The 26,297-nt window shown below is 68.0% G+C and carries 14 protein-coding genes; 10 read left to right on the forward strand and 4 right to left on the reverse strand.

The window, feature by feature from the left end; all coding sequences use genetic code 11:
* Positions 1-169: 169 nt before the first annotated feature.
* From BMZ17_RS00660 to BMZ17_RS00670, 3 genes are all read right to left on the reverse strand, one after another.
* Entirely contained in the window at positions 170-2,998 is a 2,829-nt protein-coding gene (locus tag BMZ17_RS00660; protein ID WP_093133854.1) for a valine--tRNA ligase, read from the reverse strand.
* A gap of 120 nt (positions 2,999-3,118) precedes the next feature.
* Positions 3,119-3,541, reverse strand: coding sequence for a DNA polymerase III subunit chi (locus BMZ17_RS00665; RefSeq protein ID WP_093133857.1), 423 nt, complete (start codon positions 3,539-3,541; stop codon positions 3,119-3,121).
* Positions 3,542-3,569: 28 nt separating this feature from the next.
* Positions 3,570-5,048: a leucyl aminopeptidase gene (locus tag BMZ17_RS00670; RefSeq protein WP_093133860.1), complete on the reverse strand. Its 1,479-nt coding sequence runs from the start codon at positions 5,046-5,048 to the stop codon at positions 3,570-3,572.
* A 144-nt stretch (positions 5,049-5,192) separates the two neighbouring features.
* On the opposite strand from BMZ17_RS00670, the gene lptF reads away from it, so the two are divergent.
* Both lptF and lptG read left to right on the forward strand, forming a co-directional pair.
* On the forward strand, positions 5,193-6,275 hold the full coding sequence (lptF, locus tag BMZ17_RS00675; RefSeq protein WP_093133863.1) for an LPS export ABC transporter permease LptF: 1,083 nt from the start codon (positions 5,193-5,195) through the stop codon (positions 6,273-6,275).
* On the forward strand, positions 6,272-7,375 hold the full coding sequence (gene lptG / locus BMZ17_RS00680) for an LPS export ABC transporter permease LptG (RefSeq protein ID WP_093133866.1): 1,104 nt from the start codon (positions 6,272-6,274) through the stop codon (positions 7,373-7,375). The genes lptF and lptG overlap by 4 nt, the downstream gene beginning before the upstream one ends.
* Before the next feature lie 6 nt (positions 7,376-7,381).
* On the opposite strand, the gene BMZ17_RS00685 is transcribed toward lptG, so the two are convergent.
* Positions 7,382-7,873 carry an RDD family protein gene (locus BMZ17_RS00685; protein ID WP_093133870.1) on the reverse strand — a complete coding sequence of 164 codons (492 nt, stop codon included), beginning with the start codon at positions 7,871-7,873 and terminating at the stop codon, positions 7,382-7,384.
* A gap of 61 nt (positions 7,874-7,934) precedes the next feature.
* Between BMZ17_RS00685 and xerD the strand changes: the two genes are divergently transcribed.
* From xerD to BMZ17_RS00725, 8 genes are all read left to right on the forward strand, one after another.
* Positions 7,935-8,900 (forward strand): site-specific tyrosine recombinase XerD, encoded by a 966-nt coding sequence (gene xerD, locus BMZ17_RS00690; RefSeq protein WP_093133874.1) that lies wholly within the window; start codon positions 7,935-7,937, stop codon positions 8,898-8,900.
* 250 nt (positions 8,901-9,150) lie between these two features.
* Positions 9,151-9,981, forward strand: coding sequence for a disulfide isomerase DsbC N-terminal domain-containing protein (locus BMZ17_RS00695; RefSeq protein WP_093133877.1), 831 nt, complete (start codon positions 9,151-9,153; stop codon positions 9,979-9,981).
* A gap of 105 nt (positions 9,982-10,086) precedes the next feature.
* Positions 10,087-13,971: a phosphoribosylformylglycinamidine synthase gene (gene purL, locus BMZ17_RS00700; RefSeq protein ID WP_093133880.1), complete on the forward strand. Its 3,885-nt coding sequence runs from the start codon at positions 10,087-10,089 to the stop codon at positions 13,969-13,971.
* A gap of 412 nt (positions 13,972-14,383) precedes the next feature.
* Positions 14,384-19,912: a beta strand repeat-containing protein gene (locus BMZ17_RS00705; RefSeq protein WP_093133883.1), complete on the forward strand. Its 5,529-nt coding sequence runs from the start codon at positions 14,384-14,386 to the stop codon at positions 19,910-19,912.
* A 148-nt stretch (positions 19,913-20,060) separates the two neighbouring features.
* The gene (locus BMZ17_RS00710) at positions 20,061-22,001 is read left to right on the forward strand and encodes a S8 family serine peptidase (RefSeq protein ID WP_093133887.1); all 1,941 of its coding nucleotides are present in this window, start codon (positions 20,061-20,063) and stop codon (positions 21,999-22,001) included.
* A 416-nt stretch (positions 22,002-22,417) separates the two neighbouring features.
* Positions 22,418-23,965, forward strand: a complete 1,548-nt coding sequence (locus BMZ17_RS00715; RefSeq protein WP_093133890.1) for a YadA-like family protein — start codon at positions 22,418-22,420, stop codon at positions 23,963-23,965.
* 128 nt (positions 23,966-24,093) lie between these two features.
* Complete coding sequence (gspE, locus tag BMZ17_RS00720) at positions 24,094-25,830, forward strand: type II secretion system ATPase GspE (protein ID WP_093133893.1); 1,737 nt, start codon at positions 24,094-24,096, stop codon at positions 25,828-25,830.
* Between the two features lie 89 nt (positions 25,831-25,919).
* Positions 25,920-26,255: a GIY-YIG nuclease family protein gene (locus tag BMZ17_RS00725; protein ID WP_093137965.1), complete on the forward strand. Its 336-nt coding sequence runs from the start codon at positions 25,920-25,922 to the stop codon at positions 26,253-26,255.
* Positions 26,256-26,297: the final 42 nt, after the last annotated feature.

Here is a 26,297-nt window from a genome sequence, read left to right on the forward strand (position 1 = left end):
ATGCTGAGCGGCATGGGCGAGTTCGGAGGCGGCGGACGAAAGACTGCGAATGCGTGTGTGGGAGCGGCTTCAGCAGCGATGGCGCTTTATCGGGAAAGCTTCATCGCCACTGAAGTGGCTCCCACAACAGCGACAGCGACGATGGCGATCGTCGCTGCCAGGACAGGCCTTACAGCTTGGCGCGCTGTTCCTGCAGGGCGGTCAGCTGCGTGGTCCAGTCGACCAGTCGGGCCCGTTCCTGCTCAACCACGGCCGGCGGCACCTTGTCGCTGAACTTGGCCAGCTTGGTCTCGCTCTTTTCGCGTTCGCTGGCGACCTTGGCGATCTCCTTGTCCAGGCGCGCGCGCTCGGCGTCCAGGTCGACCAGGCCTTCCAGCGGCACCAGCAGGCGCAGCTCGCCGACCACGGCTGCGGCCGAGGCGGGTGCCTCGTTGCCATCGAGCCAGGTGATCGATTCCAGCTTGAGTAGCGACTGCAGCTGCGAGGCGAAACGTGCCACGCGCGGCTTGTCGTTGCCGCCGCCGCCCTGCAGCAGCAGCGCGACCGACTTGCCCGGCGATACGCCCAGTTCGCTGCGCACGCGACGCAGCGCGCTGACCATGGACTTGAGCCATTCCACGTCGGCTTCGGCCTGGGCGTAGGCGCCGGCGTCCAGCGTCTCGGCGGTCGGATAGGCCTGCAACGAGATGCTGGCCGCATCCACACCCACGCGCGGGGCGACCTGCTGCCACAGTTCCTCGGTGACGAACGGGGTCAGCGGATGCAGCAGGCGCAGCAGCTGCTCCAGCACGTAAAGCAGAGTGTGGCGGGTGCTGTCGGCGGCCGCGGCATCGGTGCCGTTGAGCGCCGGCTTGGCCAGCTCGACGAACCAGTCGCAGAACTGGTTCCAGGCGAATTCGTACAGCGCCTGCGAGAGCAGGTCGAAGCGGTAGGCGGCGAAGTGGTTCGCCGCTTCCTCGCTGACGCGCGCCAGACCGGCCAGGATCCACTTCTCCGCGTCGGTCACCGGCGTCGGCGCGCCGCTGAAGCGCGCGCCATCGGTGTTCATCAGCACGAAACGGGTGGCGTTCCACAGCTTGTTGCAGAAATTCTTGTAGCCCTCGGCACGGGCGAGGTCGAACTTGATGTCGCGGCCGTGGCTGGCCAGCGCCGCGATGGTGAAGCGCAGCGCGTCGGCGCCATGCGCGGCGATGCCGTCCGGGAATTCCTTGCGCGTGGCGCGCTCGATCTTCTCGGCCATCTTGGGCTGCATCAGGCCGCCGGTGCGCTTGGCGACCAGGTCGTCCAGGCTGATGCCGTCGATGATGTCCAGCGGGTCCAGCACGTTGCCCTTGGACTTGGACATCTTCTGGCCCTGCGCATCGCGGATCAGGCCGGTGATGTAGACGTCCTTGAACGGCACCTGCCCGGTGAAGCTGTCGGTGGCCATGACCATGCGCGCCACCCAGAAGAAGATGATGTCAAAGCCGGTGACCAGCACGTCCGAGGGCAGGTAACGGCCGAAGCCGCGCTCTTCCATCGCGGCCTCGTTCGGCCAGCCCAGGGTGGAGAACGGCCACAGCTGCGAGGAGAACCAGGTCTCCAGCACGTCGCTGTCCTGGGTCAGCACCACGTCATCGGCGATGCCGTGTTCGACGCGCACCTGCGCTTCGTCGCGGCCGACATAGCACTTGCCGGCCTCGTCGTACCACGCCGGGATGCGATGGCCCCACCACAGCTGGCGGCTGATGCACCAGTCCTGGATGTTCTCCATCCAGTGGCGGTAGGTGTTGATCCAGTTCGGCGGGACGAACTGGATGTCGCCCTGCTCGAAGCGCTCCAGGCCGCGCTTGGCCAGGCCGTCCATCTTCACGAACCACTGGTCGGTCAGGTACGGCTCGATCACCTGGCCGGTGCGGTCGCCACGCGGCACCTGCAGCTTGTGCGGCTTGGTTTCGACCAGCAGCTCCAGCGCTTCCAGATCGGCCAGCACTTCCTTGCGCGCCACGTAACGATCCAGGCCCTGGTATTTGTGCGGGGCGTTGTCGTTGAGCGTGGCGGTGGTGGTGAACAGGTTGATCATAGGCAGGTCGTGCCGCACGCCCACCTGGTAGTCGTTGAAATCGTGCGCCGGCGTCACCTTGACCACGCCGGTGCCGAACGCGCGGTCCACGTAATCGTCGGCGATCACCGGAATCGTGCGGCTGCTCAGCGGCAGCGCCACCGATTTGCCGATCAGCGCCGCATAGCGCGGGTCTTCCGGATGGACCATCGCGGCGGTGTCGCCGAGCATGGTCTCCGGGCGCGTGGTCGCCACGACCAGGTAATCGCGCACCTCGCGCAGGATCTCGTTGCCGTCGGCATCGTGCTCGACGTGCTCGTAGGTCACGCCATCGGCCAGCGGATAGCGGATCGACCACAGGAAACCGTCTTCCTCGACGTTCTCCACTTCCAGGTCGGAGATCGCCGTCTTCAGCACCGGATCCCAGTTGACCAGGCGCTGGCCGCGGTAGATCAGGCCCTGCTCGAACCAGCGGATGAAGGCTTCATTGACCGCTTCGGACGGCTGCGGGTCCATGGTGAAGGTGCTGCGCGACCAGTCGCCCGAGGCGCCCAGCCGGCGCATCTGGCGCTCGATGGTGTCGCCGGATTGCGCCTTCCATTCCCACACCTTGTTGATGAAGCCTTCGCGGCCCAGCGAATCGCGGGTCTCGCCCTTGCCCTCGGCCGCCATGTTGCGGGTCACCACCATCTCGGTGGCGATGCCGGCGTGGTCGGTGCCCATCTGCCACAGCGTGTCGTAGCCGCGCATGCGGTGGTAGCGCACCAGCGCGTCCATCAGCGTGTGCTGGAAGGCGTGGCCCATGTGCAGCGTGCCGGTGACGTTCGGCGGCGGCAGCAGGATGGTGTACGGCGTGCCGGTGCCGGTCGGCTTGAACGCGCCGCTGCCCTCCCACTGCGCGTACAGGCGCGTTTCGAAGGCTTTCGGGTCGTAGCTGGAGGCGAGCGGTTCGGTCATGGCGGTGTGTCGTCTTCGTCGTCGCTGCGTAAGGCAGGGCGCGTGAATGAGATGGGGGCGTGCGATGCGATCCCCATGCGGGGATCGCGGGCGTTCCCGCGCAGGCGGGTACGCTGGGGCTTACATGTCGTGCTTGTTCACCGCAAAGCCGCGCGCCTGGTACTGGCGCCAGCGCTCGCGCAGCGGTTCGCGCGCGGCCGGATCGGCCGGCACCACTTCCAGCACTCGCTCGCAGGTGCCGGCGTAGGCGCCGTCACGCAGGTTGATCGCGAGCGGACGCTGCGGGGTCTCCACGTCCGGGGTGACGATCAGCACCGGCGTGACTTCGTCCTCGTCGTCGGTGCCGGCGATCTGGTGCGGGATGTAGGCATCGTCCTCGAACGCCCACAGCAGCTCGTCGATCTCCTCGGCCTGTTCCAGGTCGCGGGCGAGGATCACGGTGAACTGGCCGGTGCCGTAGCACTTCTTGGTCAGCTCGCAGACCAGGTTGAGCGGCGCTTCGAGGAAGCGCGGCTTGGCGATCAGATAGAAATCGGCACGCATCGGCGAGAGCCGGTCTGGACGCGCGGCCTCAGGCCGCGCGATCCAGCAGCCACTGCGCCAGCAGGTTCACCGGGCGGCCGGTGGCCATCCCGCGCTTGCCTTCATCGTTGGCCACGCCGGCGATGTCCAGATGCGCCCAGCGCTGGCCTTCTGTGAAGCGCGCCAGGAAGCAGCCGGCGGTGATCGCGCCGCCCCAGCGGCCGCCGATGTTGTAGACGTCGGCGAAGGTCGATTCCAGCGAGGCCTGGTATTCGTCCCACAGCGGCAGGCGCCAGGCGCGGTCGTAGACGTGCTCGCCGGCTGAGAGCAGCTCGTCGCTCAGGTCGTCGTGCTTGCTCATCAGGCCCGCGGCGTGGCGGCCCAGGGCGACCATGCAGGCGCCGGTGAGTGTCGCCACGTCGACCAGCGCGGCCGGCTTGAAGCGCTCGGCGTAGGTCAGCGCATCGCACAGGATCAGACGGCCTTCGGCGTCGGTGTTGCCGACTTCGATGGTGCGGCCGGACATGGAGGTGATCACGTCGGACGGGCGATAGGCGTTGCCGTCGATGGCGTTTTCCACCGCCGGCACGACCACGATCAGGTTGAGCGGTAATTTGAGTCCGACGGCCGCGACGAAGGTGCCCAGCACCGTGGCGCCACCGCACATGTCGTATTTCATTTCCTCGATGCCGCCCTGGGTCTTCAGGTTGACGCCGCCGGTATCGAAGGTGATGCCCTTGCCGACCAGCACGTAGGGCTTGGCGGCCGCATCGGCGGCGCCGTTCCACTTGAGCACGATCAGGCGCGGGCGGTTGGCCGAGCCGCGGGCGACGGCCAGCAGCGAGCCCATGCCGAGGGCTTCCATCTGCGCGTCTTCCAGGATCTCGGCCTCGGCGCCGTCGTGGGCAGCGACGAATTCCTGCGCCTGCTGGGCCAGGTAGGCCGGGGTGCAGACGTTGGGCGGCAGGTTGCCCAGCTCGCGGGTGAAGGTGACGCCGGCGGCGATGGCGATGCCCTGCGACAGGGCGTCTTCATCGGTGCCGCTGAAGGCGACCTTGGCCAGGGCCTGGCTTTCCGGCTTCTTCTTGCCCAGGGTCGCGGTGTAGCGGTAGGTGGCGTGCTGGGTGGCGGCCACGGCCTGGCGGATCGCCCAGGCGGCGTCGCGGCTGGGCACGTCCAGCTCGGTCAGGGTGACCAGGGCGCTGGTGGCGGCGCTGTCCTTCAGGGCGCGGGCGGTCTCGCCTACGGCCTTGAGATAGGTCGGTACGTTGAACTTGGCCGCGTCGCCCAGCCCGACCACCAGCACGCGCGGGGCGGTGACGCCCGGCAGGTCGTACAGGGCGGTGGTGCGGCCGCTGCGGCCGGGGGCGTCGCCGCGCTGGACCAGCGCGCTCAGGCGGCCGCCGCTGGCCTCGTCCACGGCCTTGGCCGCGGCGCTGAGGGACTTGTCCGCGTAGACGCCCACCACCAGGCAGTCGACCGCCGCAGCGGTGGGGGTGTCGTGGTTCAGGGTGAATTCCAGGGCCATTGCGCAGATTCCGTGTGGGTCGGTTTCACCAGCAGTTACGTACAATCCCCGGCCGCCGCGATGCTGGATGTCCCGGCTCAGCCTCGGTCCGCGCTGTACGCGCACCGGCACTCGAACCTGCAATTGTAAGGCAACCCCTCCCCGATGCCGAAGCTGGACCGCTACCTGTTCACTGAATTCACCCAGAGTTTCCTGGCCGCACTGATGGTGTTGCTGGTGGTCAGCCTGGGTGGTCTGCTGGTGGATGTGCTGGGCGACGTGGCCGACGGCAAGCTGCCGGCGGGCCTGCTGCTGTCCCAGCTGGGCCTGCTGGCCATCGCCTACCTGCCGCTGATCCTGTCGCTGTCGCTGATGCTGGGCCTGATGCTGGCCATTGCCCGCCTGTACCGCGATTCGGAGATGCCGGTGCTGACCTCGATCGGCGTTGGCCCCAAGCGCATGCTGCGCCCCCTGCTGATGCTGGTGGTGCCGATCGTGATCCTGGTGGGCGTGATCTCGCTGTGGGCTGGTCCGCTGGCCGGGCGGATCAGCCAGAACATGATCAACCAGGCCAACCGCTCGCTGATCCTGGCCGGCTTGGAGCCGGGCCGCTTCACCGTGCTCAGTAACGGCGGCGTGGTCTATGTCGATGGCATGTCGCCCGACGGCCGCAACCTGAGCAAGGTGTTCATGCAGCGCCAGCAGGACGATCGGCTGGATGTGGTGACGGCCAAGACCGGCAAGATGTTTTTCGAGGGCGAAGTCTCGCGCTTCCTGCAGCTCAACGACGGGTTCCGGGTCGAGGGCCCGACCGGCGAAGGCAAGGATTACCGCCTGATGCGCTACGCCAGCAACGAAATCGCCCTGCCGGACCGCGAGGACAAGAAGGCCGACGACGATCCGGAACTGCTGCCGACGACGCAGCTGTTCGGCGACCACCGGCCCGAGGCCAATGCGCAGCTGCATTCGCGCATCACCCCGCCGCTGCTGTGCCTGGCTTTCGCCCTGCTGACCCTGCCGCTGGCGCGCAGCGCGCCGCGCCAGTCGCGCTATGGACGGGTGATGCTGGGCTTCCTGGGCTACCTGGTCGCCACCTTGATGATGATCAACGGCACCCAGTGGCTCACCAACGGCAAGCTGCCGCCGATGGTCGGCCTGTGGTGGCTGAGCCTGCCGCTGCTGGTGCTGGGCGTGTGGGCCTACGGCCGTGACGGCCGCCTGCCGCGCCGCAAGGGAGCGCGCGCATGATCCGCTTCACCCCGCGCATCCACGATGTCTACGTGGGCAAGATCGTGCTGGGCACGGTGCTGCTGGTCTGGGCAGTACTGCTGGGGCTGGATGTCACCAACGGCATTTCCGGCCAGCTGCGCGAAGTGGGCCGCGGCAACTTCACCTTCGTCCATGCGGTGGCCTTCGTCGCCTATACGATTCCGCGCCGTGCCTACACGCTGTTTCCCACCGCGGCGGTGATCGGCGCGCTGATGGGCCTGGGCCAACTGGCCGCCAGTTCAGAGCTGACCGCGTTGCGCGCGCTGGGCCTGTCGCGGCGCCGGCTGAGCCTGTCGGTGGCCGTGGCCCTGGCGATCCTCACCGCCGGCATGGTCGTGGTGATGGAAACCGCCGGCGCCTGGGGCCAGACCCAGGCCGACAACCTCAAGGCCAACGCCAAGTACGGCGACGTGGCCCGCGGCCGCTATGCCAGCCTGTGGGCGCGCGAGGGCGACGTGTTCCTCAATGCCGCCAACGGCGATCAGGTGGTGGTCAACGACCAGGCGCAGCTGGTCCTGCAGGACGTGCGCCTGTACAAGCTCGACGCCGAGGGCCGGCTGGCCTCGATCACCCATGCGGCGACCGCGACCCATGCCACCGACAGCTGGATCCTCAAGGACGTGCTGCGCACAACCTTCGGCGACCGCGCGGTGCAGCAGGAAAAAGCGCCGCAGGAAACCTGGGCGTCCAAGCTGGACCCGGCCGCGCTCGCCGCCACCCTGGGCCAGCCGCGCTACATGTCGGCCGCCGACCTGGGGCGCAGCATCGACTATCGCCAGCGCAACGGCCTGGATGCGCGCGATTACGAAGAGATCTACTGGGGCCGCTGGTTCTATCCGCTGAACGTGCTGGCGCTGTGCCTGGCGGCGATCCCGTTCGCCTTCGGCAGTCTGCGCAGCGGCGGCATGGGCAAGCGGTTGTTCCTGGGCATCATGTTCGCGCTGGCGTTCTGGCTGCTGCAGCTGCTGTTCGGCCGCATGGGCGCGGCGCTGCGCCTGGATTACCGCCTGGCCTACACGGCTACGCCGATCCTGATGATGGTGATCTCGTACTGGCTGTTCAAACGGCGCAGTAGTTAGTGCGCTTCAGCGCGCTGGCTTGGGCCGGCGCTGCAGGCGCGTGCCGCTGAGGCGGTCGTGCCAGGTCAGGCGATCGCGGTCGAACCACGCCCACCAGAAGCCCAGTCCCGCGCACAGCAGCGAGGCCGTGCCGACCGCGTAGCGCAGCCAAAGCGCACGCCATGAAGGCCGTGCCTCGTGCAGGCCGATCACCGAAATTCGCCACGGCCGCATGCCCAGCGTCTGGCCGCCGCGGCGCCAGCTGATCGTCGCGTACAGCCCTGCGATCGCCCAGCAGACCAGCCACAAGAGCCACTGCAGCACACTGAACGGCGCGATGTTCTGGTGGCTGTCGTGGTGGCCCAGATAGGTGTAGCCCAGGGTGAACGCGGTCGAGACCAGCATCCACAGCGCCAGCACCGGCCATAGGTCGTAGAACAGCGCCAGCAGCCGCCAGCCCACCAGGGCGCGGCGCGGTGGGGGCAGGGCGAGCGGGGCGGCGGCGGGTTCGGCGGACATGGCCCCAAGGATAGTCGCCGATCGTCCGGCCGCCGTTGCGCGCTGCGGCTAAGCTGGTGCGATGACTTCGCCCGCCGAACGCCGCCAGCTCGTCAATGCACTGCCCGAATGCGGGCCGGCCGATGCGCGCAGCATCGAATCGTTCCTGGACGCGATCTGGGCCGAAGGTGGCCTGGCGCGGGCCACACTGGAGAGCTATCGGCGCGATCTGCAGGGCCTGGCACGTTGGCGCGATCGCGATGGCACGCTGACCACGCTGGACCGGCCGGCGCTATTCGACTATCTCGCCTGGCGTGCGCGGCAGGGCTATTCGCCGCGCAGCAACGCGCGCCTGCTGTCGTGCCTGCGCGCCTTCCATGCGCAGCTGGTGCGGCGCGGCGTGCGCAGCGACGACCCGACCGCGTTGCTCGATCCGCCCAAGCTGCCGCGCTCGCTGCCCAAGGCGCTGTCGGAAAGCCAGATCGACGCGCTGCTGGCCGCGCCCGACATCACCACGCCGCTGGGGCTGCGCGATCGCGCCATGCTGGAGTTGATGTACGCCTGCGGCCTGCGCGTGAGCGAGCTGGTGACGCTGCCGGCCAATGCGGTGAACCTGCGCCAGGGCGTGGTCCGGGTGACCGGCAAGGGCAGCAAGGAGCGGCTGGTGCCGCTGGGCGAGGAATCCCAGTACTGGCTGCAGGCCTATCTGGATGACGCCCGCCCGCAGCTGGCCTCGAACAAGCCCGTGGTGGCCATGGCCGACGGCCAAGTCCCGCTGTTCATCGATGCCAAGCGCCTGGCGCTGACCCGGCAGGCGTTCTGGGGCCTGGTGAAGCGGTATGCGGCGGTCGCCGGGATCGATCCGGCCAAGGTCAGCCCGCACGGCCTGCGGCACAGCTTCGCCACGCACCTGCTCAACCGCGGCGCCGACCTGCGCTCGCTACAGCTGATGCTGGGCCACAGCTCGCTCTCGACCACCCAGATCTACACCCTGGTCGCCCGCCAGCACCTGCAGAATCTGCACGCCAAACACCACCCACGTGGATGAGTTTTGTGGGAGCCGCTTCAGCGGCGATGCGGCATTGCCGGTCAGGCCCCATCGCCGCTGAAGCGGCTCCCACAATCGCTCCAGTCGCCCCGGCAGCAGCCTCAACCCTGCAACACGCCATACCAAACCCTGCAAAGGGCCTTCAGACAGCCTGTGCGAGAATCGGCCCGATGCCCCGTCAGTGCGGGGCCCCGCGCCGACCGCCACGCCCCACGGCCTCCCGGCAGTCGCTTCGAAACAGGAATCCCCGATGCGCCGTCTCCTCCCCTTCTTCCTGCTGGCTGGTCTCAGCCTGACCGCCTGCGCCCAGCAGCCGCAGAACGCTGCCGCCCCGGCCGCCCCGGCCAAGCCCGATGCCGGTACCGCCGCCAGCAACGATCCGGCCGATGCCAAGGTGCGCGCCGCGCTCAAGCAGCTCAACCCGCAGGTCGAGGTCGACTACATCGGCAAGGCGCCGCTGCCGGGCTTCCGTGAAGTCATCGTTTCGGGCCAGCTGGTCTATGTCAGCGAGGACGGCAAGTACCTGATGCAGGGCAGCCTGGTGGACATCGCCAAGCGCCAGGACCTGATGCAGGGCAGCGAGGCGCTGGCCGTTTACCGCCAGAACCTGCTCAAGTCCATCAAGACCAGCGACAAGATCGTGTTCGCGCCGGCCAACCCCAAGTACACCGTCAATGTCTTCACCGACATCGAGTGCGGCTACTGCCGCAAGCTGCACAGCCAGATCGCCGACTACAACAAGCAGGGCATCGCGGTGGAATACATGGCCTGGCCGCGCATGGGACTGGGCAGCCAGGACCACAAGGACATGATCTCGGTCTGGTGCGCCGCCGACCGCAAGAAGGCCCTGACCGAGGCCAAGCAGAGCGGCACGGTGGCCGCCAAGGACTGCACCAACCCGGTGACCATGGAGTTCAACCTCGGCCAGCGCCTGGGCGTCAACGGCACCCCGGCGATCTTCGCCCCGGACGGCAGCCAGATCGGCGGCTACCTGCCGCCGGCCGAGATGCGCGCGGCGCTGGACAAGCTGGCCGCGGCCGATGCTTCCAAGGCCCAGGCCAAGCCGGCCGGCATGCCGTAACGGCGATTGCCGCACCCCATCGCGTTTCCACGAAGCCGGCCTTGCGCCGGCTTCGCTACAATAGGCGGCCCCGTTCCCACGGCCTCCATGCCACGGTTCCCGGACATGATCGTCCTCGAAGGCCATCCGGCCTTGTCGCAGTTCCGCCGCGCGCGGCTTGAATCCCGTCTGAAGTCCGTCGCGCCGTCGTTGCGCATCGTGGACACCTGGCAGGTCTTTTTCATCGATCCGCAGGGCGAGACCGCCCCGGACCTGGACGCGCTGCGGCGCATCCTGCAGGCCGATGGCGCGCCGTCGCAGCCGGGCGAGGGCGCGGTTTCGCGCTTTGTCGTCCCGCGCCTGGGCACGCTGTCGCCCTGGTCGAGCAAGGCCACCGAGCTGGTGCGCGGCGCTGGCCTGGCCATCGCCCGGGTCGAGCGCGGTTCGCGGATCGACCTGGCCGGCCTGCCGGCTGACGCCGAAGCGCTGGCCGCGGTCGCCAAGCTGCTGCACGACCCGATGACCCAGTCGCTGCTCGATTCCACCGACGCGGCGCAGGCGCTGTTCAGCGCCCCGGCACGCGGTGAACTGGAACGCGTCGCCCTGGCCGACCTGGAAGCGGCCAACGCGCGCCTGGGCCTGGCCCTGGCCCAGGACGAGATCGATTACCTGCGCAGCCGCTACACCGAGCTGGGCCGCGATCCGTCGGACGTCGAGCTGATGATGTTCGCGCAGGCCAACTCCGAGCACTGCCGCCACAAGATCTTCAACGCCAGCTGGACCATCGATGGCCGCGAGCAGGACCGCTCGCTGTTCAAGATGATCAAGCACACCCACCAGCAGACCCCGCAGCACACGTTGAGCGCCTACAGCGACAACGCCGCGGTGGTCGAAGGTCACAGCGCCTCGCGCTATCGCCCCGACCCGACCAGCGGCCAGTACCGCAGCGAGCCGGCGGTGGACTCGGCCTTCGCCATCAAGGTGGAAACCCACAACCATCCGACCGCGATCGCGCCGTTTCCCGGCGCGGCGACCGGTGCCGGCGGCGAGATCCGCGACGAAGGCGCGACCGGCCGCGGCGGCAAGCCCAAGGCGGGCCTGACCGGGTTCTCGGTCTCGCACCTGCGCATCCCGACCCTGCCGCAGCCGTGGGAAGCGCCGCGCGCGCTGAACCCGCGCATGGCCCCGGCGCTGGACATCATGCTGGACGGCCCGCTGGGCGGCGCCGCGTTCAACAATGAATTCGGCCGGCCCAACCTGCTCGGCTATTTCCGCAGCTTCGAGCTGCCCGAAGGCGAGGGACTCACCCGCGCCTACGACAAGCCGATCATGCTGGCCGGCGGCCTGGGCGCCATCGACCGTAACCAGGTCGAGAAGAAGACCCTGCAGCCAGGCGATGCGGTGATCGTGCTCGGCGGCCCGGCGATGCTGATCGGGCTGGGCGGCGGTGCGGCGAGTTCGGTCGCCTCGGGCGACAGCGCCGAAGAGCTGGATTTCGCCAGCGTCCAGCGCGACAACCCGGAAATGGAGCGCCGCTGCCAGGAAGTGATCGACCGCTGCGTCGCACTGGGCACCGACAACCCGATCCGCTGGTTCCATGACGTGGGCGCGGGCGGTCTGTCCAACGCGATCCCCGAGCTGCTGCACGACTCCGGCGTGGGCGGCGTGATCGACCTGGACAAGGTGCCCAGCGACGATCCCTCGCTGTCGCCGTTGGAACTGTGGTGCAACGAGTCGCAGGAGCGTTACGTGCTCGGCGTGCCGCAGTCGCGCCTGGCCGAATTCGCCGCGCTGTGCGCGCGCGAACGTTGCCCCTTCGCGGCGGTCGGTGTGGCCACGGCCGAGGAGCGCCTGGTGGTCGCCTATGGCGCCACGCCGGGCAATATCCCGGACGATGCGCCGATCAACCTGCCGATGGACGTGCTGTTCGGCAAGGCGCCCAAGATGCACCGCGACACCGTGCATCCGGCCGCGCCGCGCTGGCCGGAGCTGAAGACCGCCGCGCTGGACCTGCATGAAGCCGGCCTGCGCGTGCTGGCGCATCCGTCGGTGGCGTCCAAGAGCTTCCTGGTCACGATCGGCGACCGCAGTGTCGGCGGCTTGACCGCGCGCGAGCAGATGGTCGGCCCCTGGCAGCTGCCGCTGGCCGATTGCGCGATCACGCTGGCCGGCTTCGATACCTTCGCCGGTGAAGCGATGTCGCTGGGCGAACGCACGCCGCTGGCGCTGCTCGATGCGGCGGCCTCGGCGCGCATGGCCGTGGGCGAGGCGATCACCAACCTCTGCGCCGCGCCGGTGCAGGCGCTGGACGGCATCAAGCTGTCGGCCAACTGGATGGCTGCGGCCAACCACAACGGCGAAGACGCGCTGCTGTACGACGCCGTGCGTGCGGTCGGCATGGAGCTGTGCCCGCAGCTCGAACTGAGCATTCCGGTCGGCAAGGACTCGCTGTCCATGCAGGCGCAGTGGCAGCTCGATGGCGCCACGCACAAGTCGGTGTCGCCGGTATCGCTGGTGATCACCGCGTTCGCGCCGGTCGATGACGCGCGCACCCAGCTGACGCCGGTGCTGTCGCGCGAGCCGGACACCGAGCTGTGGCTGATCGGCCTGGGCGGCGGCAAGCAGCGCCTCGGCGGTTCGGTGCTGGCCCAGGTCCATGCCGGCGACGAAGCGCTGCCGGCGTTCGGCGGCGAAGTGCCGGACCTGGACGATCCCGAACTGCTGCGCAGCTTCTTCGAACTCATGCGCGATGCGCGTGCCTCGGGCATGCTGCTGGCGTACCACGATCGCAGCGACGGCGGCGCGTTCGCCGCGCTGTGCGAGATGGCGTTCTCCGCGCACCTGGGCCTGGATATCACGCTGGATGCGTGGGGCGATGACGCCTTCCGCGCGCTGTTCAACGAGGAACTCGGCGCGGTCGTGCAGATCGCCTCCGAAGACCGCGCCGCCTTCGCCGACCTGGTCGAGCGCCATGCGCTGACCGAATGCGCGCAGCGCATCGCCAAGCCCACCACGGCGCCGGCCGTGCGCGTGACGCTGGAAGGCCGCACGCTGGCCGAATGGCGCTGGGAGCAGCTGTTCGATGCCTGGTGGTCGGTGACCCACGCCATGCAGCGCCTGCGCGACAACCCGGAAAGCGCCGACGATGAGCGCCACACCGCGCGCACCTTCGCCGATCCGGGCCTCAAGCCGAAGCTCGCCTTCGACGCGGCTGAAGATGTGGCCGCACCGTTCATCGCCACCGGCGCGCGGCCCAAAGTCGCGATCCTGCGCGAGCAGGGCGTCAATGGCCAGATCGAAATGGCCAGCGCGTTCGAACGTGCCGGCTTCGATGCCTTCGACGTGCACATGAGCGACCTGGTCGAAGGCCGCATCACGCTGGACGGGTTCACCGGCCTGGCCGCCTGCGGTGGCTTCAGCTACGGCGACGTGCTGGGCGCGGGCCGCGGCTGGGCAACCTCGATCCTGGAGCGCAGTGCGCTTCGCGCGCAGTTCGCCGCGTTCTTCGCGCGGCCGGAGACCTTCAGCCTGGGCGTGTGCAACGGCTGCCAGATGCTGAGCCAGCTCAAGGACATCATCCCCGGTGCCGAGCACTGGCCGCGCTTCCTGCGCAATCGCAGCGAGCAGTTCGAAGCACGCACGTCGCTGCTGGAAGTGGTGGAGTCGCCGTCGGTGTTCTTCCGTGGCATGGCCGGCTCGCGCATTCCCGTCGCCGTTGCCCACGGCGAAGGCCGCGCGGAATTCGATTCGCCGGTCGACCAGGCCACCGCGCGCGTCGCGCTGCGCTTCGTCGATGGCGATGGCCACGCCGCCACGCGCTATCCGGTCAACCCGAACGGCTCGCCCGACGGCATCACCGGCCTGACCACCGCCGACGGTCGCGTCACCATCCTGATGCCGCACCCGGAACGCACCCCGCGCACGGTCAACCTGAGCTGGTCGCCCGCCGAGTGGCCCGACGATTCACCGTGGCTGCGCATGTTCCGCAACGCCCGCGTGTGGTGCAGCTGACTCAGCAACAACGCTTCGCACATTGCAGTGCAACGCAACGCCCATCGCTTCTGGCGATGGGCGTTTTTGTTATGAGACTTCTGTCCCGTTACGAAACATCCATTGCGTGCGTGCGCGGTGTCAAAGCGCGCGCAAGTGCTTGAAAAGCCCTTGTTTCAAGGCGTTTTTTGCATGTCGAGACATTGCATGAACGACACTTGACGCGATGAAATCGCTTAGATGACTATCAAATCACGCACGTGACCCCCGTCTACGTGCCAAGTCCGCATTAAATCCCCCCGCAAGCCGCGGACTTACCCGAAGCACCGAAAAAAGCGCTCCTTTGCGAACCCCTGCGCGCAAATCCGATTTGCGTGTCGCGGGAGCCTTTTGCCCGGAAAAATTCAAATACAACGCCTAAGGAAAGGAACGGATGAATCGCATCTTCTGCAAGCTGTGGAACGCTGATCGCAGCGTCGTCGTTGTCGCCTCTGAATTCGCCAAGGCGAAGGGCAAGGGCAAAGGCGCCCGATTACTGCAGGCTGCGATCATCCTGACCGCCGTGGCGGCTATGCCGAACGTGCTGGCGCAATCGGTCGGAGGCGGACGATCGCCGGGTGAGGCAAGCACCGCGATTTCGCCGCAGGCTGCTGCATGTAACGACGCTGCGACACGCGTGGCGCGCGCCACCGGCGATCTGTCCGTGGCCATCGGCTGTGGCGCGCTGTCGTCCGGCGACACCTCGACCGCTATTGGTTTCCAAAGCAACGCCACCGGCGATCAGTCCACGGCGTTGGGCGCGGCGGCACTGGCTAGCGGCGATGGCAGCAGCGCGACCGGCGCGCTGAGCGAAGCGTCGGCCATCGAAGCCACGGCCTCGGGCTACTACAGCACCGCATCGGCCGACGGTGCGACCACGACCGGTGCGGAAAGCATTGCCAGCGGCATCGAAGCCACGGCGAATGGCTTCCTTGCAACAGCGTCCGGACTGGGTGCGACCTCGGTCGGTGCCGAATCCGCGGCCGCGGGCGATTACGCCACCGCGCTCGGCCTGGCCGCGCAGGCCAGCGGCGCCAGCAGCACGGCGGTCGGTGAATTCAGTCTGGCCACCGGCGAAGAAAGCACCGCCGTCGGCGGCAGCGCGCTGGGTGGCTTCTACCAAACCGAAGCGCAGGGAATCGGCGGTGCGGCCTTCGGCAACGGTGCCTGGGCCAACGGCAACTACAGCACGTCGCTGGGCTATCTGAGTTCGGCCGACGCGCAGGGCGCGTCGGCGCTGGGTGCCGGATCGCTGGCGGCAGAAGAAGATTCCACCGCACTGGGCTTCGGCGCGAATGCAGCCGCCGCCAACAGCGTCGCGCTTGGCGCAGGCGCGGTGGCGGATCGCGAGAACACGGTGTCCGTCGGCGCTGCCGGCACCCAGCGCCAGATCGCCAATGTTGCGGCCGGCACGGAAGACACCGATGCAGTGAACAAGGCGCAGCTAGACGAGGTGGCTGCGACTGCAGAAAACACCAGCAAGTACTTCCAGGCCAGCGGCAGCGAGGACAGCGATGCAGGTGCGCTGGCGGAGGGCAGCAACGCCACCGCTGCCGGCGAAGCAGGCAATGCGCTCGGCAATGGCGCCAGCGCGTACGGCGCCGGTGCCGGCGCGCTGGGCAGCAACGCCACCGCGGTGGGCAACAACAGCGCGGCGGTGGGCGATGGCAGTGTCGCCGTCGGCGGCATGGGCCAGTCCTTCGACCAGTACAATTTTCCGATTGAAGACGCCGACGGCAACCCGGTCCTGATCGGCACCAGCGCCACGCAGAATGCCACGGCGGTCGGCGCGGGCGCACAGGCGACCGGCGAGGTGGCATCCGCATACGGCTACGGCGCGCAGGCCACTGGGGACCATGCCGTCGCCACCGGCTACATGTCGCGCGCGATCGGTGCCTACAGCCTTGCCAGCGGTGACGGCGCCTGGGCCAGCCAGGACTACGCAACGGCGGTTGGCGCCTATGCCTGGGCCACGGGTGAAGGCGCGTCCTCCTTCGGGGAAGGCGCCTGGGCCACGGCGAACAACGCGTCTGCATTTGGTGTGGCGGCGTGGGCCGACGGGACGGGCTCGACTTCGGTCGGCTACAACAGCTGGGCAAGCGGGGCGAGCAGCACTGCGATCGGTCGCGGCGCGTTCGCTTACGGGGACTACAGCATCGGCCTTGGCTATCAGGCGCTGGGCAACACCATCAACAGCATCGCGATCGGCACCAATTCGCTGGCCGACAACGAAAGCGCGATCGCCATCGGCGCCGGTAGCGAGGCCACAGGCAACAACGCTGTCGCGCTGGGCGCTGGCGCCGTGGCGGAGCGTGATCACAGTGTTTCGGTCGGCGATGTCGGCAGCGAGCGCCAGATCACCAACGTAGCCGCCGGCACCGAAGACACCGATGCGGTGAACAAGGCCCAGCTGGATGAAGTGGCCGCAACGGCGGACAACACCAGCAAGTATTTCCAAGCCAGCGGCAGCGAGGACAGCGACGCGGGTGCGCTGGTAGAGGGAGCGAATGCGACCGCCGCGGGCGAGGCGAGCAACGCAATCGGCAATGGCGCCAGTGCGTATGGCGCAGGTGCTGTGGCCTATGCCGACAACGCCACCGCCGTTGGCAGCAGCGCCGTTGCATCGGGACAGAACAGCGCCGCCTTCGGCTACAACGCGCAAGCCACCGGGCCGGCGAGTGTTGCGATGGGCGGCGTGGCAGTGGATGAAAACGGCGATCCGCTGATCACCGTTGATGGTGCGCCGGTCGATACCGGCGCCACCAGCGCCAGCGTTGGCGGCACGGCGGTCGGTGCGAGCGCCGATGCGTCGGGTTTTGCTGCCTCGGCCGTGGGTGTCGGCGCTTATGCCGGTGGCGCGCAGTCCACTGCCGTGGGCGCGGTAGCCAATGCGATCGGCGATTACGCGACCGCGCTGGGCACCTCCAGCGCGGCGGTGGGGACCAGCTCGGTGGCCGTCGGCGGACTCGCCGACTTGGTGCCGGGCTTCGGACTGTTCATCAATACGCAGGCCTCGGGTGAGTACGCCGCAGCCTTCGGCGCGGGCGCGCTGGCCAACGGCGACTACAGCTTGGTCAGCGGCACATTGAGCCAGGCCGATGGGCTGGAAAGCACCGCGCTCGGCTATTTTTCCTACGCCAGGACTGATTTCTCAACGGCAGTGGGGGCTGAGTCGTGGGCCGGTGGTGCCAACAGCACCGCGCTGGGGTTCTATTCCACCGCGTTGGGCGAAAACAGCGTTGCGCTGGGCGCCAATTCCTATGCTGATCGCGATAACACGGTCTCGGTCGGCGATGTCGGTAGCGAGCGCCAGATCACCAACGTCGCCGCCGGCACCGAAGACACCGATGCAGTGAACAAGGCACAGCTTGATGAAGTGGCCGCCACGGCGGAGAACACCAGCAAGTACTTCCAGGCCAGTGGCAGCGAAGACAGCGACGCCGGCGCGCTGGTGGAAGGTAGCAACGCCACCGCCGCGGGCGAAGCCAGCAATGCGCTCGGCGATGGGGCGAGCGCATACGGCGCGGGCGCAACGGCGCAGGGCATCAACGCCACGGCCAATGGCTTCAATGCGGTGGCGCAGGGCGATTCGGCCACAGCGGTGGGCGGTGCGCTGTATTACACCGATCCCGATAGCGGCGAAGTGCTGCTGGACCAGACCACGATCGCCAGCGATGCCGGCGCCAGTGCATTCGGCGCCGGTGCGCAGGCCACCGGTGTGTTCAGCACCGCCACAGGTGCCGGTGCGATGGCCGAAGGTCTGCAGGCCACGGCGACCGGCTTCAGCAGCAGCGCATCGGGCTTGGCGTCGACGGCGATCGGTGGCTTCAGCGTGGCTTCGGGCGATTTCGATTCGGCATTCGGTTATGGCGCCACGGCCGAGGGTGGCAACGCCACGGCCCTGGGCGAATCCAGCCAGGCCAGCGGTGCTGAATCCACCGCGGTGGGCGGCAGCACCTTCTTCGGCTTGATCAACACGCGGGCCACCGGGACCGGCGGTTCGGCGTTCGGTAACGGCGCCTGGGCTACCGGCGAATACGCCACGGCGCTGGGCCACAACACCTACGCCTCGGGCGAAGCCAGCACGGCGGTCGGCGTCAATGCCTATGCGTCGGCCGACAATGCAGTGGCGCTGGGCGCCGATGCGGTCGCCGCGCGCGACAACAGCGTGTCGGTTGGCGGTGTCGGCAGCGAGCGGCAGATCACCAACGTCGCCGCCGGCACCGAGGACACCGACGCGGTGAACAAGGCGCAGTTGGATGCGGTGTCGGCCACCGCCGAAGGCACCAGCAAATACTTCCAGGCCAATGGCAGCGCCAGCAGCGATGTGGGTGCTTACGCTGATGGCGATGGTGCGGTCGCCGTGGGCGAAGCCAGCAACGCCTACGGCACCAGTGCATCGGCGTTCGGTAGTGGCGCCGGCGCGCTGGCCAACAATGCCACGGCGGTCGGTGCCAATGCGGCGGCCGTGGCGGCCAAGGCCGTGGCCCTGGGCGCGAACAGTGCGGCCAGCGGTACCAACAGCGTTGCGGTCGGCACACAGTCCAACACCATCGGCAGCAATGGTGTCGTGGTCGGCTACAACGCCTTCGTCCGGCAGTCTGGCGAAAACGGCGTTGCGCTTGGTGCCAATGCAGGTGTGTCGGGGGCGAACTCGGTGGCGTTGGGCTCGGGCTCGCGCACGGCCGAAGCCAACGTCGTGTCGCTGGGCAGCGGCAACGGCCGCGGCGGCCCGGCCACGCGTCGTATCGTCAACCTCAGTGAAGGTCTGCTGGCCGAAGGCAGCACGGATGCGATCAATGGTGGCCAGCTCTACAAATCACTGCAGGACTACGCGCGTTATCTCGGCGGTGGCGCGGCGGTGGGGCCGCTGGGTGCGATCAGCGCGCCGACCTACGTGATCCAGGGCGACAGCTATTACAGCGTTGGCGATGCGTTGACCGCGCTGGACAACAAGGTGACCGAACTCAGTGGCGGCGGCACCGCCACGCAAGCGAGCAAGACCACATCTGTTTCACGCAAGGCGGTGGCCAGCACGGCGAGCGTGCAGGACGCGCCGACGCAGGAAGCGGCCTCGGTCGCCGCCGCCGATGCACCGGCGACAACGACGAACGCCTCGGCCGCAGGCGGCACCGTCGCCGGCGAAGGTGCGCAGGCCGTTGCCGACAGCGGCACCGCGGTGGGCGGCGCAGCCTATGCGGCAGGGCCCAACGACACCGCGATCGGCAGCAACGCGAAGGTCAACGCCGATGGCAGCACCGCCGTCGGCGCCAACGCCACCATCGCCGCGAGTGCCACCAATGCCGTGGCTGTGGGCGAAGGCACCAACGTCGCCAATGCTTCGGGCACGGCTGTAGGACAAGGCAGCAGCGTCACTGCCGATAACGCGGTCGCGCTGGGGCAGGGTTCGACCGCCGATCGGGCCGATACGGTTTCGGTTGGCAGTGCCGGCAACGAGCGCCAGGTCACCAACGTCGCCGCCGGCACGCAGGGCACCGACGCCGCCAACGTTGCGCAGGTGCAGGCGGCCGACGCGCAGACGCTGCAATCGGCCACGGCGTATGCCGATACCACCGCCACGCAGACGCTGACCAGCGCCAATGCCTACACCGACAGCAAGTTCGCGGCCTGGAACCAGGACCTGGATGGTTACAAGCGCGATGTCGATCGTCGCTTCCACGACCAGGACCGCCGCATCGATCGCCAGGGTGCGATGAACGCGGCGATGCTCAACATGGCCACCAGCGCCGCGGGCATTCGCACCGACAACCGCGTGGGCGTAGGCGTCGGCTTCCAGGGCGGTGAGAACGCGCTGTCGGTCGGCTACCAGCGTGCAGTCAGCGACCGCGCCACGATCACCGTCGGCGGTGCTTTCAGCGGGGACGAACGCTCGGTGGGCGTCGGTGCCGGCTTCGGCTGGTAACCCGAAACACACGGGCGCGGCGAGCGTCGCGCCCGTGAAGAACAGCGGAAGCCAAGGCCCCGGATCGGCCATCCGGGGACACAGGACGGGGCGACTCCGCGGCAGGTAGGCCAAGCATCTTCATTTCGCTATCAAAGGACTTCAAGCAATGAAAACCAGACACCTCAGCGCGGCCGTCTCGGCCCTCGTTCTCGCGATCGCCATCGCCCCCATGGCCAGCGCTGCAAAGCCCGACCTGGCGACCAAGATCCGGCCGATGCCCGCCGATGTGCAGGGCGAGGACCAGAAGATCGGGCGCTTCATCATCACCTATCGCGACGGCACCACTGCGGCCAGCAACGCGGCCACGGTGGCGCGCGGGGCGACCACCGCGCTCTCGCGTGCCGGCCTGTCGACCAGCGGCAAAGTGGCGTCGGCCAGCTATCTGCGCAAACTCGCCACCGGCGCGCAGCTGGTGAAGACCTCGCGCAAGCTGGATCGCGTCGAAGCCGAAGCCTTCATGCGTCAGATCGCCGCCGATCCCAACGTGGTCAGCGTGCAGGCCGACGTGCTGCGCCGCCCGGTACGTGACATCCAGGCGCCGGCCTCGCTCAAACCCGCCACCTTCACGCCCAGCGACACCTACTACAGCGCCTATCAGTGGCACCTCAAGGCGCCCGACGGCACCGCGACCGTGGACGGCGTGTCCAACGTGGGCGGCAGCAACGTCAACAACGCGTGGGATTTGGCCGACGGCAGCGGCATCACCATCGCGGTGCTCGATACTGGCATCACCACACACGTCGACGTCGACACCTCGCTGGGCGATGCAGGCTACGACTTCATCACCGACAGCCTGGTCTCCGGCCGCGCCACCGATGGCCGTGTCGCAGGCGGCTGGGACACCGGTGACTGGACGACCGAAGAGCCGTGGCTGAGCGCGTGTACCGATGCCAGCAATCCGCCGTCGGAAAGCTCGTGGCATGGCACCCATGTCGCCGGCACCGCTGGCGCTGAACTGACCAACAACGCGCGCGGCATGGCCGGCGTTGCCTACAACGCCAAGGTGCTGCCGGTGCGCGTGCTCGGCCACTGCGGTGGCTACGACAGCGACATCGCCGATGCCATCATCTGGGCCGCCGGCGGTGCCGTGGACGGCGTGCCGGCCAACACCCATCCGGCGCAGGTCATCAACCTGAGCCTGGGCGGCAGCGGCGTCTGTACCGCAGCCGACGAAACCGGCAAGGCCGTGGCCCAGGCCAACGCGCTGGGCGCGGCGGTCGTGGTCTCGGCGGGCAACAGCAATGCCAACGCGGCCAACTTCTCACCGGCCAGCTGCCCGGGTGTGATCACGGTGGCTTCCACCGGCATCACCAGCAAGCGCGCGTACTACTCCAACTACGGCATCTCGGTGGAAATCGCCGCGCCGGGCGGTGGCATCTACGCCAACGATGGTTCGTCGGGCACGCCGGTGGATGACGGCTTTGTCTGGCAGGGGCTGAACTCCGGCGCGACCACGCCGGTGGCCAACGACACTACCTACAACGGCTACGCTGGCACTTCGCAGGCCGCGCCGCACGTCAGCGGCGTGGTCGCGCTGATGCAGGGCGCGCGCCTGGATGCAGGCCTGGCACTGCTGACGCCGACCGAAGTGGTGACCTTGCTGCAGTCCAGCGCCCACACGCCGGTGGTGGCACCGACCAGCGGCCGCGAAATCGGAGCAGGCATCGTCGACGCCAATGCGGCAGTGCAGGCGGCGATCGCCTTCGTGCCCTGCGATCCGGAGACTGAAACCTGCGGACCCGTCGCCACGCCGCTGGTCAACAAGGCCAATGTCACCGTCGCTGGCACCGCAGGCTCGGAAACGCTCTATAGCTTCGAAGCCGTCGCTGGCAAGACACTGTCCTTCATCACCCTGGGCGGAACCGGCAATCTGTCGATGTACGTGAGCTACGACAAGGAGCCGACCAGCACCAGCTTCGACGCCAAGTCCACGCGTGCGGGCAACAACGAGACGGTGCGCTTCACCGCGCCCAAGGCCGGCACGTACTACATCAAGCTGGTCGGGACGACGGGTTATTCGCGGGTGACGCTGACTGCGCGCCAGTAACGATCGGCCCGTTTCCGGTCGATCCGGTCCTGCCTGCGGGTAGGGCCGCACCAAGGCTCCATGCACTGCATGGGGCCTTCTTTTTTTGGCCGTGATGACGCAACGGTCAGGCGTTGGCGGGCGCGGCGCTGTCCGGTTCCCGGGGAGCTCGCGTTTGTGTTCTCTGACGTCGAACAGTGCGGTCCGTCACTAAAAGCGGGCATTGGCGTCAGGTTGTCCACAGCGGATGCAGCGCATCCACGGGCACGCAAGGCACGACAACGCGGCTAGGCGGGGCCGGCATACAGGGGGCTCCAGATCATCAGACCAGGCGCAGGGCCTCAAACCTGCGTCGACGGGCGCGTTTGGCCCGTCATTTCAGGAGAAGTGCACGATGAACCCGATTTCCAATACGCAGATGCAGCTGGCCCGTTCGAATGCGGGATTTGCCCGCGACATGGATCGCGCGCCGGCACTGGCTTGCGCTGGGCATTGTCGCCGCGCTGGCCCTGAGCAGCCCGGCACTGCGGGCACAGTCACTCGGTGGTGGCCAGGCGGCCGCGGACAGCACCGCGATCTCCGATGCCTGCACCGGGGTGTCCGACCAGGTCGCCATCGCCAGTAATTTCGGGGCGATCGCGGTGGGCTGCGCGAGCGAAGCCACCGGCACGTTTTCCTCGGCTTATGGCCTGGGCGCGAAAGGCTACGGCGTACAAAGCCTGGCCTTAGGCATGAGTTCGATGGCCGTGGGCGATGGCAGCGTGGCGCTGGGTGCGGGCTCGGTCGCCGATCGCGACAACGCGGTGTCCATCGGCACGGCCGGCAACGAACGCCAGATCATCAACGTCGCCGCCGGCACCGCCGATACCGATGCGGTCAACCTAGCCCAGCTCACGGCGCTGTCCGAGACGGTGACCCTGTCGAGCCAGGCCACAGCCACGGCGCTGGATGCGGTGGCCTTGGCGTTTGGCGGTAGCGCATCGATCAGCAGCGGGAGCTTCGTTGCGCCGACCTACACGATCCAGGGCGCGTCTTTCAGCAATGCAGGGGACGCCTTCGCCGCGCTGGACGCCGCTTACAGCGGGCTTTCCAGCCGCCTGGCCACGCTGGAAGCCCAGCCCGCGTTCACCGGCATCAACGGGGTCCAGGTCGGCGGCACCACCGCGCCGGCCGTGGCCGGCGGGACCAATGGCGTGGCGGTCGGCTCGGGCGCCGAGACCGGCGCCGACAATGGCACGGCCGTCGGTGCCAACGCCTATGCGGCAGGCCCGGACGACACCGCGATCGGTGCCAATACGCGCGTCGAAGCCGATGGCAGCACCGCGGTTGGGGCAAACGCGTCCATCGGCGCGCAGGCCACCAATGCCGTAGCCGTGGGCGAGGGCGCGAGCGTCGTCGCGGCATCGGGCACTGCGATCGGGCAGGGCAGCAGCGTCATCGCCGACAACGCGGTCGCGCTGGGCCAGGCTTCGGTCGCTGACCGGGCCAACACCGTGTCCGTCGGCGCGGCCGGCAATGCGCGTCAGGTGACCAATGTCGCCGCCGGCACCGAAGCGACCGATGCGGCCAACGTGGCGCAGGTCCAGGCTGGCGATGCGCAGTCGGTGGCCACGGCCAAGGCCTATACCGATACCACCGCTACGCAGACGCTGACCAGCGCCAATGCCTACGCCGACAGCAAGTTCGCGGCCTGGAACCAGGACCTGGACGGCTACAAGCGCGATGTCGATCGTCGCTTCCAGAATCAGGACCGCCGCATCGATCGCCAGGGCGCGATGAACGCGGCCATGCTCAACATGGCCACCAGTGCCGCGGGCATCCGAACCGAGAACCGCGTCGGTGTCGGTGTCGGCTTCCAGGGCGGCGAGAACGCGCTGTCGGTCGGTTACCAGCGCGCAGCCAGCGACCGCGCCACGATCACTGTCGGCGGTGCGTTCAGCGGCGACGAGCGCTCGGTGGGCGTCGGTGCGGGCTTCGGCTGGTAACTCCGGCAGCGCTTCGACGGGCGTGTGACGCCCGTTGTTGTTCCGACATCGGGGCGTGAGTTTTCGGGCATTCCTTGGCTCCATGTGCCGCTGCTACAGTGGCGGTACATGCTGCAGGGAACGTCGATGTGAATGCTGTCCCAGTCACCGCTTTGGAGCCCTCTCTCACGCTGTCGGCCGATGAGCGCGTGGTCGCGGCGCTGCTGGCCAAAAGCCGGCTGAAGGACGTGGACCTGGCGCGCGCGCGTCGCCTGCAGGAAGAAACCGGCGGCAGCGTGCTGGCCCTGCTGCTGCGCCTGGGCCTGGTGTCCGAGCGCGACCACGCCGAAACCAGTGCCGAGGTGCTGGGTCTGACCTTGCTCTCGGCCAAGCAGCTGCCGGACGTGGCACCGGAGCTGCCGGACGACGTCGCGCTGTCGCTGCGCTTCCTCAAACAATTCCATGTCTGCCCGCTGGGTGACGCCGAAGGCGCGCTGGCGCTGTGGGTCGCCGAGCCCTGCGATCCTTATGCGACCGAAGCGGTGCAGATGGCGATCGGCCGTCCGGTGCGCGCACTGGTCGGGTTGCGCTCGGAGATCGACGACACCATCGAGCGCTGGCATGGCCAGGGCCGCAGCGCGATGGGCGCCATCGTCGAGAACGCCGACGGCGATACCAGCGGCGACCTGGACGATGTCGAACACCTGCGCGACCTGGCCTCCGAAGCGCCGGTGATCCGCCTGGTGAACCTGGTGATCCAGCGCGCAGTGGAACTGCGTGCGTCCGATATCCACATCGAGCCGTTCGAAAGCCGCCTCAAGGTGCGGTATCGCGTCGACGGCGTGCTGGAAGAAGGCGAAAGTCCACCGGCCAACCTCACCGCGGCGGTGATCAGCCGCATCAAGATCATGGCGCGGCTGAACATCGCCGAGCGCCGTCTGCCGCAGGACGGTCGCATCCAGCTGCGCGTGCAGGGCAAGGAACTGGACCTGCGCGTGAGTACCGTGCCGACCGCGCATGGCGAGAGCGTGGTGATGCGCCTGCTGGATCGCGAAACGGTGGTGTTCGATTTCCAGCGGCTTGGCTTCACCGATGAGTTCCTGCCGCAGTTCCTGCGCGTGCTGGAGCAGCCGCACGGCATCCTGCTGGTGACCGGTCCGACCGGTTCGGGCAAGACCACCACGCTGTACACCGCGCTGAGCCAGCTCAACACCAGCGACGTCAAGATCATCACCGTCGAGGACCCGGTCGAATACCAGATCGAAGGCCTCAACCAGATCCATGTGAAGCCGCAGATCGGCCTGGACTTCGCCAGCGCGCTGCGCAGCATCGTGCGCCAGGACCCGGACATCATCATGATCGGCGAAATGCGCGACCTGGAAACCGCGCGCATCGCGATCCAGTCCGCGCTCACCGGTCACCTGGTGCTGTCCACGCTGCACACCAACAACGCAGCCGGCGGCATCACCCGCATGCTCGACATGGGCGTGGAGGATTACCTGCTGACCTCCACCATCAACGGCATCCTGGCCCAGCGCCTGGTGCGCCGGCTGGAGCCCACGCACGCCGAAGCGTATCCGGCCACGCCGGAGGAAATCGCCAAGTTCAACCTGCGTCGCTTCCAGCCCGAGGGCCAGATCCTGCTGTATCGCCCGCGCGGTTCAGCAGTTGCACCGACCGGCTACCTGGGCCGCACCACGATCACCGAATTCCTGATCATGGACGACGCCCTGCGTGCTGCGGTGATGCGCCACGCCGGCATGGGTGAGATCGAGGACCTCGCACGCAAGGCCGGCATGCGCACCATGTACGAAGACGGCATCGCCAAGGCGCTGGCTGGCCTGACCACGATCGAGGAAGTGCTGCGGGTGACGGAGGATGCGTAAGGCTGTGCTGATCGCACCAGGTCGCGGAAGATTTTCCTTCGTCATTCCCGCGAACGCGGGAATCCATGGACGTTCAAGGACGAACGAAGATGAAGCAGCCGTGTGTCTATCTGCTGGCCAGCGGTCGCAACGGAACGCTATACGTGGGGGTGACCAGCAACCTTGTCGGCCGCACCTGGCAACACCGGACGCACTCCGTCGAAGGCTTTACCGACCAACACGATGTCACGCGTTTGGTCTGGTACGAGATGCACGACACGATGGAGTCGGCCATTCTTCGCGAGAAACGCATCAAGAAATGGCGGCGATCCTGGAAGGTAGAGCTGATCGATGCGTTCAATCCTTCCTGGAGGGATCTGTGGCCGGACATCGTCGGGAAAGTACCGAAGGCGGACGTCCATGGATTCCCGCGTTCGCGGGAATGACGAATCGATGCTGAGCGAACGCTGCATGGTGAGTCTCCGCTG

The sequence above is a fragment of the Pseudoxanthomonas sp. GM95 genome (assembly GCF_900109775.1).
Taxonomy (GTDB): Bacteria; Pseudomonadota; Gammaproteobacteria; order Xanthomonadales; family Xanthomonadaceae; genus Pseudoxanthomonas_A.